This is a genomic window from Butyricimonas faecihominis, assembly GCF_033096445.1.
Lineage (GTDB): Bacteria > Bacteroidota > Bacteroidia > Bacteroidales > Marinifilaceae > Butyricimonas > Butyricimonas faecihominis.
On sequence record NZ_AP028155.1, the window covers coordinates 3,317,650 to 3,334,454 of the forward strand.

At 42.5% G+C, this 16,805-nt stretch carries 12 protein-coding genes; 4 read left to right on the plus strand and 8 right to left on the minus strand.

Annotated features, from left to right (window positions below; all coding sequences use genetic code 11):
- Positions 1-2 precede the first annotated feature (2 nt).
- The 5 genes from R8806_RS13755 to R8806_RS13775 all read right to left on the minus strand — a co-directional run bounded on the left by R8806_RS13755 (position 3) and on the right by R8806_RS13775 (position 6,791).
- Positions 3-3,548, minus strand: a complete 3,546-nt coding sequence (locus R8806_RS13755) for a TonB-dependent receptor (protein ID WP_124316771.1) — start codon at positions 3,546-3,548, stop codon at positions 3-5.
- A 75-nt stretch (positions 3,549-3,623) separates the two neighbouring features.
- Positions 3,624-4,790 (minus strand): FecR family protein, encoded by a 1,167-nt coding sequence (locus tag R8806_RS13760; RefSeq protein WP_124316770.1) that lies wholly within the window; start codon positions 4,788-4,790, stop codon positions 3,624-3,626.
- Between the two features lie 59 nt (positions 4,791-4,849).
- A complete protein-coding gene (locus tag R8806_RS13765; protein ID WP_124316769.1) occupies positions 4,850-5,422 on the minus strand; it encodes an RNA polymerase sigma-70 factor in 573 nt (190 codons plus the stop codon).
- A gap of 37 nt (positions 5,423-5,459) precedes the next feature.
- Positions 5,460-6,146, minus strand: a complete 687-nt coding sequence (tsaB, locus tag R8806_RS13770; protein ID WP_124316768.1) for a tRNA (adenosine(37)-N6)-threonylcarbamoyltransferase complex dimerization subunit type 1 TsaB — start codon at positions 6,144-6,146, stop codon at positions 5,460-5,462.
- Positions 6,147-6,215: 69 nt separating this feature from the next.
- The gene (locus tag R8806_RS13775) at positions 6,216-6,791 is read right to left on the minus strand and encodes an L-threonylcarbamoyladenylate synthase (RefSeq protein ID WP_124316767.1); all 576 of its coding nucleotides are present in this window, start codon (positions 6,789-6,791) and stop codon (positions 6,216-6,218) included.
- Positions 6,792-6,970: 179 nt separating this feature from the next.
- Here R8806_RS13775 and R8806_RS13780 point away from each other — a divergent pair, with 179 nt between their 5' ends.
- Positions 6,971-8,212, plus strand: coding sequence for an AraC family transcriptional regulator (locus R8806_RS13780; RefSeq protein ID WP_124316766.1), 1,242 nt, complete (start codon positions 6,971-6,973; stop codon positions 8,210-8,212).
- 137 nt (positions 8,213-8,349) lie between these two features.
- The gene (locus tag R8806_RS13785; RefSeq protein WP_124316765.1) at positions 8,350-9,261 is read left to right on the plus strand and encodes a fimbrillin family protein; all 912 of its coding nucleotides are present in this window, start codon (positions 8,350-8,352) and stop codon (positions 9,259-9,261) included.
- A 210-nt stretch (positions 9,262-9,471) separates the two neighbouring features.
- On the opposite strand, the gene R8806_RS13790 is transcribed toward R8806_RS13785, so the two are convergent.
- From R8806_RS13790 to R8806_RS13800, 3 genes are all read right to left on the minus strand, one after another.
- Entirely contained in the window at positions 9,472-10,608 is a 1,137-nt protein-coding gene (locus R8806_RS13790; protein ID WP_229782969.1) for an AAA family ATPase, read from the minus strand.
- Positions 10,609-10,758: 150 nt separating this feature from the next.
- A complete protein-coding gene (locus tag R8806_RS13795) occupies positions 10,759-10,929 on the minus strand; it encodes a hypothetical protein (RefSeq protein WP_167513912.1) in 171 nt (56 codons plus the stop codon).
- A gap of 231 nt (positions 10,930-11,160) precedes the next feature.
- On the minus strand, positions 11,161-12,057 hold the full coding sequence (locus tag R8806_RS13800; protein ID WP_087419353.1) for a diaminopimelate dehydrogenase: 897 nt from the start codon (positions 12,055-12,057) through the stop codon (positions 11,161-11,163).
- Positions 12,058-12,556: 499 nt separating this feature from the next.
- On the opposite strand from R8806_RS13800, the gene mutA reads away from it, so the two are divergent.
- Together mutA and scpA are read left to right on the plus strand one after the other, a co-directional pair.
- Positions 12,557-14,437, plus strand: coding sequence for a methylmalonyl-CoA mutase small subunit (gene mutA / locus R8806_RS13805; RefSeq protein WP_124318041.1), 1,881 nt, complete (start codon positions 12,557-12,559; stop codon positions 14,435-14,437).
- A 32-nt stretch (positions 14,438-14,469) separates the two neighbouring features.
- A complete protein-coding gene (scpA, locus tag R8806_RS13810; protein ID WP_124318042.1) occupies positions 14,470-16,626 on the plus strand; it encodes a methylmalonyl-CoA mutase in 2,157 nt (718 codons plus the stop codon).
- Positions 16,627-16,805 lie beyond the last annotated feature (179 nt).

Consider the following 16,805-nt stretch of genomic DNA (forward strand, 5'->3'; position numbering starts at 1 on the left):
TATTAAAAGTTAATTGACAAACCTAAAGTAAACTTCCGATTCAACGGATATTTTCGAACATTATCAAATCCAGTCATCAAGTCAACGGCCTCGGGGTCCATTCCGGAATAATTAGTCCAAGTAAATAAATTCTCCCCGCTGATATAGGCTCGAACTTTTTGTAAACGCATACGATCCGTAACTTTCTTCGGTAGAGTATAACCCAGAACAAAACTCTTCATCCGAAGATAATTCACATCCTCCACGAACTGATCACTGTAAATTCCCGTGTTATTTTTTCCAACATCATAAGATAATCTGGGAAAGTCCGCTTTATCCCCGGTTTTTTCCCAGAATGTATATTTACGAATATCCTCCAAAATAGGACCGTCTAACGTGGAACTATTCACCGCAATAGCTTCTGCCTTCCCGGCATTGATGATCGTACGCCCCAAAGAATAAGTAAAATTCATGGATAAATCAAAACCTTTCCATTGCAATTCTGTCATAATACCCCCTTGGGCCTCCGGGAGAGGACTCCCCACATAGATAGCATCAGAAGCGGGATTAATCAAACCATCTCCATTCGCATCATAATAATACATATCTCCTACCGTGTAGAACTGGCGTTCCCCTTCATACATATCCGGATGTAAATATTGTTTTTCACCGTAAGCATTATATTTATACGGAATCTGATCCTCGGACTCGATAACGCCTTGCGTCTTCAATCTCCGAATAATATTTAATGGCTCACCAATGATATAGGTCCCTAAATCCCGGCCATTATGGCTTTTTTTGAATTTATTCCAGTTCCGGGCAATATTGAAATTCAACCTCCAACGGAAATTATCTCTTCTAAAGATGTCATATCTCAACGATAATTCCACCCCATTATTGGAAATAGCCCCCGCATTCTGGTATTGTGTTGTCATGGGAGAATAGTTTCCCGGCAGCGGGACCGCATACATCATATCATCGGTATAACGATTATAATAATCGAATACCACATTCAGCCGGTAATTCAAGAAATCCAGATCCACTCCAATATTATACTGCCCGGTTGTTTCCCAAGACAAGTTGGGATTCAACAAACCATTGGCCGCTTCCGGTACGATCGTGGAATTTCCCATAAACGTCCAGCCTGTTGTCAAAGAACCATAAGCTAAATAACGAGTTGTAAATTGAGTTCCAGTCTCTCCCCAGCTACCACGAATTTTTCCAAAATCCAACCAATCACACCAATCCATAAATGACTCGTCAGAGAACACCCAAGCCGCACTAACCGCCGGGAAAGTTCCCCAAGGTTTTCCTTTCCCGAACTTTGAACTACCATCCCGACGAACGGAAGCCCCAAAAATATATTTTTGCTTGTAACTATAAGTCAATCTTCCCAAGAAACTCACCATCACGTCTTTTTCATAATTAGAGCTATACGCTTGCAATGCTTGAGGTGTTGAGCCACTATTGTCAATCGCCGGCCATTTGTTTTTAGCATAATGTACCTGATTATTAGGCCCCCCTTTAGCGATTCCTCCAACGACATGTTCCTCATCCATCTGCGTGGAAATACCTGCCAAAGCTTCTACCTTATGATCCTTAAATTGTTTGTTAAATACCAATAGATTTTCTGTTAATAAAGTTCGATTTTCCAAAAATGATCCTTGAGTGGCCGTCTTACCATCCGTGGTCAATTCCATAGGAGTAAACGTATTCTGTTTACTTAATGTATATCCAATAGAATTCGTTGACGAGATTCGAAGCCAATCGGCAATATTATAAGTTAAAGCAACACTCAAACGACCAAATAAATCTTCATTCTTCTCCTTCACTCCTTTTTGATTTTTCAGCACGTATTCCTCAACCACGGAATTTGCGGGCAAAAATGGAGACGTTTCAAAAGGCACCTTCGGAATATTTACTAAATTTTGACCGTCTCCCATGATCAAGTTACTACTCTCTCCTTGATTTCGTTTACGACGGGCGTATGCCAAAGACAAATGAACTTCTATATTAAAACGTTCAATGGGTTTAAATCCCAAATTCGTCATGAAGTTAAACCGGGTGAACCCACTATTTCTCAAAATTCCCGTTTCATCATAAAAACCAGCTCCCACGCTACTATTAAAACGATCCGTTCCATACAATGACTGCACGTTGGCCGTTATGACTTTTCCCGTTTGGAAGAAACGCTTGAACCAATTTGTCGAGTTATTATAAAACGAATTCAAACTATCCTGCAATTGATCTATATATTTTGCATTATATTCACTACCATTTCCCCAGAAATAATCATAAGCTCCTCCATACTTCCCGAAAACATCCTGATAACTTTTAGGATACACCGCCTCATAATCATCATTCATATAAGCCTGACGATAATTCTGCAAGGCTTTCAATTTATATCTCCGAGATTCTTTACCGGCAAAAACTGTCGGGTATTCAGGGATATAAGACCATGAATAAGACACGTTAGCCCGTATGGAACGTTCCCCGTTTTTACCCCGTTTCGTGGTAACCAAGATGACTCCATTAGCTGCACGTGATCCGTACATGGAAGTAGCCGCCGCATCCTTCAACACTTCAATAGATTCAATCGATTCCGGATCAATCTCGGCCAAAGCATTTGTCCCCGTTAAAGAAGAAGTCATATTCGTGATGGGTACACCATCAATCACCCACAGGGGAGAACTGAAATCACGTTGCTCCGCACTCAAAGTATTATATCCACGCAGAATAGTTGCCGTTCCCCCACTACCGGGCGCCCCGCTCATGTTAGAAACATCTAACCCGGCAACACGCCCCTGCAATAAACTGGAAAGATTTGAAGTCGGAACGCTGATAAGATCCTCGCCCTTGATCGAAGTCATAGCACCCGTCATTTCCCGTTTCGTGGTCTTCCCGTACGCGATAACCCTTACCTCGTCCAAATCCGACACGTCATCCTCCAAAACGACATTTACCACTCCCGGCTTACTTACCGGCACCTCTTTCATTTTCATTCCCACGAATGAGTACATCAATACCAAATTTTTCTGGGGAGCCAAAACCAATTTATATTCTCCTTTTGAATCAGTGGCCACCCCTTTCGTGGTTCCTTTTATGTACACGGATACACCGGGTAAAGACCCATTTTTCTTGTCTGTTACCCGTCCTCGAATTACCCATTCTTCCATCGGTTTTATTGTATCACCCACCACACGTTCCCTCGCCGAGATCAGAATTGTTTCCTGCTCGATGGAATACACCAACGAACTGCCTTTCAACACCAAGTCCAACACCTTTACCACATCCATATCCTTCACGTTCAAAGACAAGTTTTTTACTTGTCTCACCTCGTTCTCGTTATAAAGGAAACCGAACTTTGTCTGTTGCTCGATAGCCTCGATTACCGCTTTCAGATTAACGTTATTCACCTTAATCGAAATCTTTTGAGCCATGGTCACCTGATTAGCATACAGAGACATAGAACTCATCAAAAAAATAATCAGAAAATTTCGCATAAACAATAACCATTTTTCCACACATCCTCCCCGCGGAAGATAGCGCGTTTCTCCATTTTTTTTCATAACTTTGTTTTTGACTAAATAATAATTATTTATTGATTATTAATGATAACCGGGGATGATTGGACCCATTCCCGGTTATTTCTTTTTATCCACCTTTACTATTCTATTCTTCAACATTAATTCCGTTCCGGTTGTTCTTTCCAACATCTTCAATATCACGCTCAGATTCTCGAAACGTTTCAATTTCCCCGTCACGGTGATCTCTTTCAGGTTCTCCTTCACGAAAACGAAATCGACATCATACCAACGACCAATCATGGTTAACACCTGTTCCAAGGACTCGTCGTTAAAATAAAACCATCCTTCGTGCCAAGCCGTGTAGTAACTCGTGTTTACCACCCGTACCTCGTGACGCCCGTCTTTCCCGATCACCATCTGTTCCGAAGGTTCCAGCGTGATCTTTGTTTTATGCCCTTGAGAAACCTGCACTTTCCCCTCAACCAAAGTCGTTTCATAGGAATCATCCGTGTCATATGCCTTTATATTGAAATGCGTTCCCAGCACCTTCACTTCAAATCCCCGGTCAACTTCCACGATAAAGGGACGAACCGAATCCTTGGTTACCTCAAAATAAGCCTCTCCCGATAAACGTACCCGACGTACGTTCTCCCCAAAAGCTACCGGATAACTTAATTCTGATTTCGAGTTCATCCACACCCGTGTCCCGTCATTCAAGATCAGCATATATTCATGCCCACGCCCCACGAGCAATTTATTATAAATCAATTCCTGCACGGATTCCGGTCTGTTGTCCTGATAATTCAAGCGAGCCGAATCGACCATTATCTTACTTCCATCCTTTTCGTTAATATGGTTCCCGGCTGTCTGTAATTCCCGCAATGTCCCGTCACTCGTGACAAGCACAGCCTCCAAGGTCCCCGGCTCCACATCGTGCAAACTAATTACATTTTTCAAGGATGCATTATTTCTTGAATACATAACATAAATGGCCGTTCCCCCTAAAAGAAGAGGCAATAACACGGCTGCTACTCTCCCCAACAGAACTGATAATCGCCGTCTACGGGGCCTCATCACCCGTTCCAACTCTCTATCCACATCTATATCTTCTATCATTTGCCGCCGCCGCAAATAATCCTCCCCCGAAGACATTTCGTCAAGTAATAATTTTTCTTTAGAATCAGGCACGACAATCTCGTCCAATTGACGCCGTTCCTGCTCGGTTTCCATTCCAAGCAACTGGGCAAACACGAGCCATACCTTATGATTTGATTTCAGATTCATACATCCGTCTATTATCCTTAATACATCCCATAGACGAACTCATGAAAAAAACTAGTGAATCAAAAACAGACTTTTTTCAAAAAAAATAACAATGAAAGGAAATATTGATCATGCAATTGGTCTCTTAATACCTTGTAAGCATTTGCCTTTAACGTGTTTACCGAATTCACGGAAATATGCAATTGATCTGCTATCTCCTGATTCTTTAGACCTTGTAACTTCAACAACAAAATTTCCCGGGTACGTTCCGGCAATAATTGTATGGCCTGATCCAGTAACCGGTAAACATCTTCACGCAAAGTTTCTATCTCGAAAAACTCTTCACGTTCTTTTTCATTTTCCTGTTCCCACTCCACGTAACGATGATGGATATTCTCCCGACGCAACACGTCAAGACAACGATTCTTCACGCTAGTATAAAGATAGTTTTTCACGCTGGCAACACCCACCAGTTCCGATGGATTTTCCCATAATCCACAAAACACATCGTGAACCACGTCTCGGGCCATCTCTCCATCCTCCAAGTAACGATTAGCAAAGACACACATGGAGGCAAAATAATCCCGAAAAAGAATTTTAAAATCCTCTTCTTCTTGCTTACCTCTTTTTTTTATTACATGCGGATCGCCCATCTCTCTTTTTTAGTAGAGCAAAGATAAAGCTTTTAATTTATAAAACTTTCCGTTTAGGTACGGTAGCCACGAAATCTTTCAGATAAAACGGTTCAAAATAGGCTACATCTTCAAATTTACCGGCTTCAAAGTATCGTTCTGCAAGCCCAATCATGTTTGCCGCAGAAGTCGAGACCCCGTTAATAAACACGGCATTCGGATGTTTCAAGACTTCCTTCACCTTATCACTCCCATTTCCAAAGAACAAAACTTTCCGGGTAGATAATAAATCGGCAAAAGAATTTTCTTCAATCACTTCAGCGTGAATATCTCGCACGACATTTCCTTCCCGATCATATATTGCCGTATAGACTTCCATGCGACGGGCATCAATCATCGGGCAATAAAAAGCCTCTTCGTCCTCTCTTTGGGCCACGGCATTTGCCAATGCTGCCAATGTACTAACAGCAATCAAAGGTTTCCCGGCACCAAAGCATATCCCCTTGGCTAAAGATACCCCGATACGCAAGCCCGTGTAGGAACCGGGGCCCATACTCACGGCCACGGCATACAAGTCACTAGCAGTCAAGTCGTTCTCCTTTAATAAATCATCCACGTACACGCCTAATAAAGTGGAATGATTAAATCCCTCGTCATTCTCTTTTAAAGCAATCACGTTTCCATCCCGGGCAATCGCCACGGAACATACATCTGTTGAAGTATCTATATTTAAAATAAGAGCCATAATACAATTGAAAATTGAAAATTGAAAATTGAAAATGTGGGGACACTCTCGATTTCAATCTTCGGGTTATTACTTTCTGATGATTTGAATCTCGCCACCAACACCCAGTTTGATGATACTGGAGGGAGCGGGATTCGTTGTTTCTTCCTGACGGAAATCGACCACGTAATCGACAGCAGTTTTCACAGCATCACTGATTTCGGCAAAACACCGGGGAGAAGGTTCCCCGCTGATGTTGGCTGACGTCGAGACAATGGGTTTACGGAAACGGTAAAGCAAGGATTTCGTGAAATCCTCCGAGGTGATCCGGATGCCGATGGTTCGATCTGGGGCAATCAGATTCTTCGCCAAGTTCTTTGCGTTCGGGTAAATGATTGTCATGGGTTTATCGTTCACTTCAAGCAACTCGTAAGCCACGTCCGGAACCTCCACGTAGGATGCAAGCTTACCCACATCGTCCAGTAATACCAACATAGCCTTACTATCCTCCCGGTGTTTCAGCTCGTACACCCGTTTCACGGCAGCCTCGTTCGTGGCATCACACCCGATGCCCCATATCGTGTCCGTGGGATAAAGAATTATCCCCCCATTTTTAAGAATTTCGCAAGCCTTGCGAACTTCTTCCTTTAGCTTTTCATCATTCATTATAAGTCATCTATAGTGGGGACGAAAGTACAAAGTTTACGGCAGGATGTCAATTTTTAAGGTATCTATTTTTATTCTTCCAAACTTTTATTCAAAATATCAAGATCGTATCCATATAGTTATAATTTCATTATATTTGTCCCGTGAAATAAAAGGACGGCATTTCAAATTCTAGGAATATGATGAATGACAGTATATCTTCTCCAATATTTTGGATGTATTTTTCGTACGTCCTTTCTTTTATCATTCCCCTATTTTGCGGCCTCACGCTGTTAACAGTCAAAGGGGCCGTCCCCAGCGAACAAGCCGGAATGCATCCACGGAGGCTACTGGGAATTATTTTCACATTCTCGGGGTTGATCTTCATCCCGAACATGATACAAGATATTCATAAATATATCACGGGTGAACTGGGCTTACCCATCTTTGATATTGTCATTAACTTGTTTCTGGTTCCCCTGTATTTTTTCTATTTCCGCAAGCTCACGAAACCGGAAAAACTGACATCCCGAAGAATTTGGCCACACTTGATGCCGGGAATTTTGGTACTGATTACCAGTTTCTTTTTGTCGCCTCTGCAAGAAAAAATTGCGGGGGACGGCGTGTTCTTTAATGCCAACTTACCTTTAATTATTTTCCGTTGCGCCAGCCTGATCCTTCAAGCCATCATGATCACACTATACACGTTTCGCATTCTGCATTTGAAACAAGAACATATGCAACGACTGGAAGAGAATTATTCTTCCATGGAAAACATCGATTTACACTGGCTAAACCAAGCCATCCCTTTGGCTGTATTTTTCGCATTTGTAGCTCTTTTCGCATCTTGTTTTCAAGCCATCTGGAGCGATTATCTATTCCACATCAGTTCCATATTATTCACTTTTTACTTGTTTATCCACGCTCTCAACGAACCTTATATCTGTTACACGGAGCAACACGCGGAGATTCATGAAGAGGAAATCATTTCCCCTAATTCCTGCCCGGAGCCACCTGTCACCGCTCCAACAAGCGAAACGGAATTATCCCCCGTTTTTCCCGCCCTACCCGAGAAGTATTTGAAAAATCTCGGGATCAAAAGAGAAAAGATGAAGGATGAACTCGTCCACCTTTTCGATGAAAAAGAAATATACACCAACGGGAACCTGACCATAGCCGACGTGGCCGCCTTGCTGGGAACAAACCGCACGTACGTCTCGAACGTTATCAACAACGAGTTCGGCTTCAGTTTCTACCAGTTCGTCAACAAATACCGAATACAGAAAGCCACGATTCTATTAATTCAACACCCGGATATGCAAATCCAGGAAGTAGCCAGCCTTTCCGGCTTCAATTCCCTTTCCTCATTCATCTCTGCCTTCAAATTCAACGAGGGCATCACCCCAAAACAATGGAAACAACGTTACGTGGACCCCCTTTAACAATTTCGAATACGTAAAAATTTTGGAATTCGTACAATCCACGACCGAAAAGGTAAAATTATAACAGAATTTTACTTTTTACTCATCTCTTTCGTGACAAGTCTCTCACATTTGCAAAAAACTTAAATGCTCACGATATGAAAAAATTTATTCTATCAATTCTTGCCATAGCAGCTATGGCAAGTTGTACTAAAACATCCGAAGATGACGTTGATCCTAATGTTCCGGTAGAGATTAAATTCGGAGCTGGTATCGATATGTTATCCCGGGCTGCCATCACTACTGACGGAAGCGGTCATCCTGTATCAAACATAACAAGCATACAAATTCTAAGAGGTACAGACGGAGCGAATCCCGCATTTAACACGATTTCAGATGTAACAACCACAGCTGACTTAAAAACAGATGGGACATTTGAAAACATCATAAATCCTCAATATTATAAATCAACAACAGATGCAGCAAATTTTATTGCCTATTGGCCACAAGGCCTTCTCACCTCCGGAACAGTCAATTTTACGATAACCGGAGAAGAAGACATCATTGTCGCTCCCGCTATCGCGACAACTTATTCCACGACACCACCAACCGTAAATTTCCAATTCGCACATAAACTAGCCCAACTTCAATTAAAGGTAATAGCTCAAAACGAATCTGCTTTTTCCTTTTACGGAGTACTAGAAAGTGCCAAAATAAACGTACCTTCAAAATTAGATATGACAATTAAAGCAGACGGAAGTACCGAATTAACCGCAAACGCAACCCCCACAAATATAGATCTTGATTTTGGCTCTGTCACATACAGCACGACAGAAACCTCTGCATCCAAAAATTTTATTATTTTACCAGTAGCCCCAACAACTATCAATCTTAAATTTGCCAATATAACAGAAGCAAAAGATTACGATATCAAGGATCTAGCTTTATTACCCGGAAAAATAACAACCTTAACAATTACAGTAAACGCCACTGGAGTTAACTTTTCATCCACAATTACAGAATGGACTACCGGAGGAACTGACGGGAAAACAAACGTTGGAGGCAATTAAGGAATAATCAAAAGTATTTAATCATTTCCTACACTAAGAGACCATGATGAATGTAAAAGCATTTATCATGGTTTCTTGCTTTTGGGCCACAATTTAAGTTAAATTCCCTATTGAGGCACTTTTCCTATTTCACGATATTCACTATAATCGTGTTGTCTGTCTCTCCTCGATACAAAATCGCCAAAGTTTTTCCTATATGGTAAATATTCGTTATCCATCCACGTATTCACTCTTAAACCAGAATTCGAATACAGGATCAAGAAAATAAAAACCTTCCACCGTTTTATCCAAAATATCTTTTTGTTCTAAAACGATTTTATTTTTCGACACGTTTTGCGGCGTTCCCAATTTATACTTGGACATCGTCGTCGCTCCCGTAAGAATTGACTCCCCCTTCGCTATAGCAATCAAAAGATTAAGCTGGGTAATGGATAAAGCCTCACATTCGGCAACATACAAAGGCAAATTTGTATTCACGATTTGCGAAAACGCCTTGTCAACAATTTCTACAGTCACTGCCTTCCGAGTTGCACTCCACACGAAATGAGATAACTGTTGCACGTACCAAGAATGAGATTTCACCTTCTCAACAATCAATCCGGCATCCTCTGTCGAAATCTCCTTCCCCGTCCGTTGAAAGGAATTCATGATAAATTTTATCCATTCAGTTTCATCTATTTTCCGGAGAAACATCAATTGTCCAAATCGATAAAAAGGCTTGGAAGACGAATTAAAAATTTCGATCATCATGTGCCGTTTACTACCATACAAACAATAACTAACCTTTTGATGGTGTTGCCACACGCTACGCATTTCTCCTTCCAAATGCCCATAATTTTTCAATCCTGCCAAACTTTGAAACTCATCTATACAAACAATAATTTTAATTCCCTTGGAACAAGCGATCTTTTCAGGAAGTTCTAATAACTCCCGTTCATTTTCTTTCACTCTGTGATATTCTAGCCCGATAGAAAAATCAGTCATCGGATCAACACCGATAGATATTTTCGGAGAGAGCGTTTTTAAGAATTCCGTAGCATTTGAAATCCACGTTTCCCAACTATTACTAGTAGCTTTGATGACCTCTTTTGCAAAAAGTTGATAAAACTCCTCCTCACTTCGTACCGTAAAGACATCCAAAAAGCATACTCGCACATCAGGACGTTCTTCAACCAGCTCTTTCATCGCTTCTTTCACCAAAGATGATTTTCCCCAGCGCCGGGGGGAAATCAGCATCGTGTTAATGCCCGAATACAAGTTACTTTTAAGTTCTTGTTTCTCCCTAACCCTATTTACAAAGGTCGAACCAGCGGCTAATTTCCCGTATTGAAAAGGTGAATCCAACATAATAATTGTTTTCTACAAATGTAATGAGTATTCAAGGATTTACCAAATTATAGGAAATAATTTTATACCTTTTGGTATAATACCTTTTGGTATAAAATCATTCTAACATTCACGAATTACCTTATCGGATGACCTTTTGCTTTTTATCTCTCATTTATTCACCTTCATCCACTTCACCGCATCCGCAATAATCGTATTGTCCGATTCTCTCCGATCATCCAGTGTAATCGTGGCCTTCTCCTTCGGGAAATCACGCTCCTTTACTCGACTCGTTTTAACACGCCAATTCCGAACAAAAGTGGCCCGATAGGTTTCTCTCACCTGCTTCTCTTGAAAATACAAATTTCCGAGCAAGCACGTTACCCCCAAATCCGACACGATAAAGATATAAAAAATAAAATAAAAAAATAGACAAGTCACATCCCATTCTCACACCCACGATCTAAACCCACCCAATAAGAGAACAAAAAAACTACGACTTTACATCTGAAAAAACAGCATAAAGTCGTAGTTTAAAATCATTATAAATGCTCTACAAGAACGTTACATGAATTATACCAGATGCTTAATCAACTCCTCCCGATCTCCATACAGCATATCAATCACCGGAATCTCGATTAACGTGTAGCATCCCGGCTGTTGTTTCATGGATGCACGAGCTGTTGCCACGAGGATTTGTCCGGTTAAAGCCGGGTTATTGATTTTCATGTCAAATTCGAACAACTGGTTCTGCGTTTTGCCGGAAACACCCTTGCGGACAAGATTCACGCCGTGGCCCATATCTTTCAGGTTATCGACACACTCCACCTGCATCACGTGCGTCTCGTCATGCACGAAATAAGGATCGGTCTTGATCGCCTCGGCCACTTGTTTGAAATCGTACCCCTCTTTCAACTCCACGTACACCATCCGGCGATGGATTCCCGTTCCCACCGGAATCGTCATGGATAACGCAGCTTTCACGCCTTCCACGGCTTTCACTGCAACCGTGTGTCCCATGCTCATGCCGGGGCCAAAATTCGTATAAGTAATCCCTTTCGGGGCGCAAGCTTCTAACAAGGCACGAACGACAGAATCACTTCCCGGATCCCATCCGGCGGAAATAACAGATACTTTCCCATGCTTTTTAGCAACCTCTCCCAGACGTTTATGCAAACCGGAAATCTCCGTGTGAATATCGAAACTATCCACCGTGTTAATCCCCATAGCTAATATTTTCGAGGCATACGACTCCACACTACGGGTTGGGGTACACAAAATTGCCACGTCTACATCCTTGATTTGAGCAATATCCGACACGACAACATAGTCCTTCAATTCGGCCGGCACGTTCGTCGCATCCCGGCGTACTACTCCTGCTACTTCAAAGTCGGGGGCAGCTTGCAGTGCCTCAAGCACGTAACTACCTATATTTCCATACCCGACGATGGCTGCTCTAATTTTCTTCATCTGTTTTTGCTTTTTAAATTAACACCGCAAATTACGAAATAATTTTTTCCCCTACAAAACACAAGCGTAACGTTTTCACCCATTTGTTAAACTTTCAACATCTATTTTCCCCTTGCCATTAAAATACAACATACACCACTGCATCTTTTCACCTTCCCTTACATCAGTCCTGCCAAACCCGTTTTATCCCTTTATTCCCTAGAACAGACACTCATCGAAACCATAACGACCGGATGCAAAACGATTCATTGAATATCAGTGCATTATCCATTTCTCTATGCAAAACAACATTCCTGCAATATTTCTTTAAATACCTGTCATTCCATCATCCCCCGATAACCCATAGAACATTCTATTCACAAAATCCTTAAAAAGACTTATAATCCGATTCACGAGGCGAAATAAAGAAGAATTTCTTTTTTTTATTGTCAAAAACGGCTAATTTTGCCTTTCGTTTTTAATAACAAACAGTTACAGAATAAATACATAAAAATCTATTATGGCAGAGAATGTAAACGAAAAGCTTTTCAGTGAATTTGCTCCCAACACCACCCAAGAGTGGAAGGACAAAGTCATTGCAGACCTAAAAGGGGCTGACTTCGATAAAAAGCTGGTTTGGAGAACAAACGAGGGTTTCAACGTACAACCGATGTACCGGTTGGAGGACATGAAAGACCTCAAGAACTTAGAATGCTTCCCGGGAGAATATCCTTTCGTGAGAGGTAACAAGAAAAACAACAACGAATGGCTCGTTCGTCAGGACATCGTGGTAGAGGATGTAGCTGAGGCGAACAAGAAAGCGTTGGATGTTCTGAACAAGGGTGTTGACTCACTCGGATTCGTGCTTACAAATTGCAAGAACTTCACGAAAGCCGATATGGCTGCCTTGTTGAAAGATATTTGCTTGGAATGTATCGAGATTAACTTCGTTGTATGCTGCAACAAAGTTGCTATCTTGAATATGTTCAAAGAGTACGTTGCAGAGAAAGGTTTCAACCCTGAAAAAATACAGGGAGGTATCAATATCGATCCGATCAGCAAACTCGTTTTAGAAGGAAAATTCTGTGACCCGAACCCGTTCAGCGTGGTAAAGGCTACCACGGAAAGCACTTCCGAACTGAAAAACTTCAAAACCATTGAGGTAGGTGGATATGTCTTCAATAACTCGGGAGCATCCATCGTTCAGGAATTAGGATTCAGCTTGGCTGCCGGAGTAGAATACCTTGACAAATTAACCGATGCAGGAATGGACGTGAAGGACATCGCTCCTCGTATGCGTTTCCACTTTGCTACCGGTTCCAAATATTTCATGGAAATTGCTAAATTAAGAGCAGCTCGTTATTTGTGGGCTCACATCGTGAAAGCTTACAATCCTTGCTGTGACTGCGTTTGCAAGATGAATATCCATGCTGAAACATCAGAATGGAACAAGACGGTATACGATCCGAACGTGAACATGCTCCGTACTCAAACGGAAACCATGTCCGCAACAATCGGTGGTGTTGACTCGTTCACGGTTCACCCGTACGACTATATCTACGAGTGCCATCCTTCAGAACTGGGAGAACGCGTAGCTCGTAACCAACAATTGTTATTGAAAGAAGAATCACACTTCGACAAAATCGTTGACCCTGCCGGAGGTTCATATTATATCGAGGAATTAACCCAATTCATCGCCGAGGCTGCTTGGAAACTCTTCTTGGAAGTACAAGAACAAGGCGGTATGGTGAAAGCTCTTGAATCAGGATTCGTACAGGCTGCCGTGAAAGCTACAGCACAGAAGAGAGATCAGGACATCGCTAACCGGAAAGAAAACTTCTTGGGTACGAACCAATTCCCGAACTTCAACGAGAAAATGGATAAAGAGCTTTGTGCTTGCATCCTAGAGCCGGAAGACAAAACCGCTCCCGACGCTGTTGTTGAAACGTTGAAACCTTACCGTGGAACTCAAGCTTTCGAAGCTATGCGTATCAGAACTGACTTGTTTGCAAAAGAACAAGGTCGTCGCCCGGTAGTTTACATGTTCCCGATGGGTAATTTGGCTATGCGTAAAGCAAGAGCTCAATTCGCTTGTAACTTCTTCGCTTGTGCAGGATTCCAAGTAATGGATAACAACGGATTCAAGACTGTTGAAGAAGGTGCTAAAGCATGCATGGACAACAAGGCTGATATCGTGGTAATCTGTAGCTCGGATGACGAGTACGCTACTATCGCACCGGAAGTATATGCAGCAATGCAGGACAAAGCAATCATCGTTGTTGCCGGTAACCCGGAATGCAGACCCCAACTAGAAGAAATTGGCATCAAGAACTATGTTCACGTGAAATGTAACGTGCTGGAAGACTTGAAAGCATACCAACAAAAATTGGGAATTAAGTAATTGACGATTTGTCATAAATCAAAAATTGAAAGATGAAACCAAATTTCAAAGATATAAATATCAAGTCAACAGAGAAAGCTACCACTGCTGCTGCAGAATGGGAAAAAGCTAATCACATTGAGAAAAACTGGTTGACACCCGAGCTGATACCGGTAAAACCCGTGTACACGGCTGAAGATTTAAAAGGGATGGAGCACTTGGATTATGTTGCCGGAATCCCTCCATATTTACGTGGTCCCTACTCCATGATGTACCCGATGCGTCCTTGGACAATCCGTCAGTATGCCGGATTCTCTACCGCAGAGGAATCAAATGCATTCTATCGTCGTAACTTGGCTGCCGGACAGAAAGGTTTGTCTGTAGCATTCGACTTAGCCACTCACCGCGGATATGACTCAGACCACCCGCGTGTAATCGGTGACGTGGGTAAAGCCGGTGTTGCCGTAGACTCTATCATGGACATGAAGATCTTGTTCGATCAAATTCCATTGGACAAGATGTCTGTATCCATGACGATGAACGGTGCCGTACTTCCTATCTTGGCATTCTATATCGTTGCCGGATTGGAACAAGGTGCTACTCTTGACCAATTACAAGGAACAATCCAGAATGATATCTTGAAAGAGTTCATGGTGCGTAACACTTATATCTACCCGCCGAAGTTCTCTATGAAGATTATCGCTGACATCTTCGAATACACTTCCAAGAATATGCCGAAGTTCAACTCTATCTCTATCTCCGGATACCACATGCAAGAAGCAGGTGCTACCGCCGATATCGAGTTGGCATACACCTTGGCTGACGGTTTGGAATACTTACGTGCCGGGGTTAACGCCGGAATGGACATCGACGCATTCGCACCTCGTTTGTCATTCTTCTGGGCTATCGGTATGAACCACTTCATGGAAATTGCCAAGATGAGAGCCGGACGTTTGTTGTGGGCTAAGATCGTTAAACAATTTAACCCGAAGAACCCGAAATCTTTGGCATTGCGTACACACAGCCAGACTTCAGGTTGGTCATTGACCGAGCAAGATCCGTTCAACAACGTGGGGCGTACTTGTATCGAGGCCATGGGAGCTGCTTTGGGACACACGCAATCTTTGCACACCAACGCATTGGATGAGGCTATCGCTCTTCCGACTGACTTCTCTGCCCGTATCGCTCGTAATACCCAGATCTATATTCAAGATGAAACTACCGTATGTAAATCAATCGACCCGTGGGGAGGTTCTTACTATGTTGAGAGCTTGACTCAAGAATTGGTTGAAAAAGCCTGGGCTCACATCCAAGAAATTGAAAAACTGGGTGGTATGGCAAAAGCTATCGAATCCGGTATTCCAAAATTACGTATCGAAGAAGCAGCCGCTCGTACGCAAGCTCGTATTGACAGTGGCGAACAAACCATCGTGGGTACGAACAAATATCGTTTGGAAAAAGAAGATCCGATCGATATTCTTGAAGTGGACAACACGGCAGTACGTGAAGCCCAGATCCGTCGTTTGCACGAATTGAAAGCCAACCGTAACCAAGCCGAGGTGGATGCCGCATTGGATGCGATCACTCGTTGTGCTGAAACCGGCGAGGGCAATCTGTTGGAATTGGCCGTAGACGCAGCCAAGAAGAGAGCCTCTTTGGGAGAAATCTCTTATGCATGTGAAAAAGTTGCAGGACGTTATAAAGCAGTTATCAGAACCGTGAGCGGAGTATATTCAAGTATTGCCAAGGAAGACGAAGACTTCCAGAAAGCCAAAAAACTGGCAGACCAGTTTGCAGAAATGACAGGACGTCGTCCGCGTATCATGATCGCTAAAATGGGTCAAGACGGACACGACCGAGGTGCTAAAGTTGTTGCTACGGGTTACGCAGACCTTGGTTTCGACGTGGATATGGGACCGTTGTTCCAAACCCCGGAAGAAACCGCTAAACAAGCCGTTGAAAACGACGTTCATGTTGTCGGAGTATCTTCTCTAGCAGCCGGTCATAAAACGCTTGTACCTGCCGTTATCGCAGAATTGAAAAAATTGGGACGTGAAGACATCCTCGTTTACGTGGGTGGTGTTATTCCTCACCAAGACTACCAATTCTTGTTCGATGCGGGTGCTATCGCCGTATTCGGTCCCGGTACCAAAGTATCCAAGAGTGCAATCCAAGTTCTCGAAATTTTGATTGACTTGGCTAAGAAATAATGAAATGCTATCAGGCAAGGGAAGGGAGTCCATAAGGCTCCCTTTCTTGACTATACCTCACCCCTATCTACACTCAAATCCTCCTGTCTTATCAATAGAGACACCCAGTTTATTTTGGAAAATTAAGGCGTTGACTACTTGTTATTCCTTATATCAAGCTATCCTTGAAGGCAAAATTA

Bases quoted from the DNA above. Each gene is read 5' to 3' on its own strand.
- R8806_RS13755 (WP_124316771.1), bottom strand. From the start codon at position 3,548: ATGAAAAAAAATGGAGAAACGCGCTATCTTCCGCGGGGAGGATGTGTG.
- R8806_RS13760 (WP_124316770.1), bottom strand. From the start codon at position 4,790: ATGAATCTGAAATCAAATCATAAGGTATGGCTCGTGTTTGCCCAGTTG.
- R8806_RS13765 (WP_124316769.1), bottom strand. From the start codon at position 5,422: ATGGGCGATCCGCATGTAATAAAAAAAAGAGGTAAGCAAGAAGAAGAG.
- tsaB (WP_124316768.1), bottom strand. From the start codon at position 6,146: ATGGCTCTTATTTTAAATATAGATACTTCAACAGATGTATGTTCCGTG.
- R8806_RS13775 (WP_124316767.1), bottom strand. From the start codon at position 6,791: ATGAATGATGAAAAGCTAAAGGAAGAAGTTCGCAAGGCTTGCGAAATT.
- R8806_RS13780 (WP_124316766.1), top strand. From the start codon at position 6,971: ATGATGAATGACAGTATATCTTCTCCAATATTTTGGATGTATTTTTCG.
- R8806_RS13785 (WP_124316765.1), top strand. From the start codon at position 8,350: ATGAAAAAATTTATTCTATCAATTCTTGCCATAGCAGCTATGGCAAGT.
- R8806_RS13790 (WP_229782969.1), bottom strand. From the start codon at position 10,608: ATGTTGGATTCACCTTTTCAATACGGGAAATTAGCCGCTGGTTCGACC.
- R8806_RS13800 (WP_087419353.1), bottom strand. From the start codon at position 12,057: ATGAAGAAAATTAGAGCAGCCATCGTCGGGTATGGAAATATAGGTAGT.
- mutA (WP_124318041.1), top strand. From the start codon at position 12,557: ATGGCAGAGAATGTAAACGAAAAGCTTTTCAGTGAATTTGCTCCCAAC.
- scpA (WP_124318042.1), top strand. From the start codon at position 14,470: ATGAAACCAAATTTCAAAGATATAAATATCAAGTCAACAGAGAAAGCT.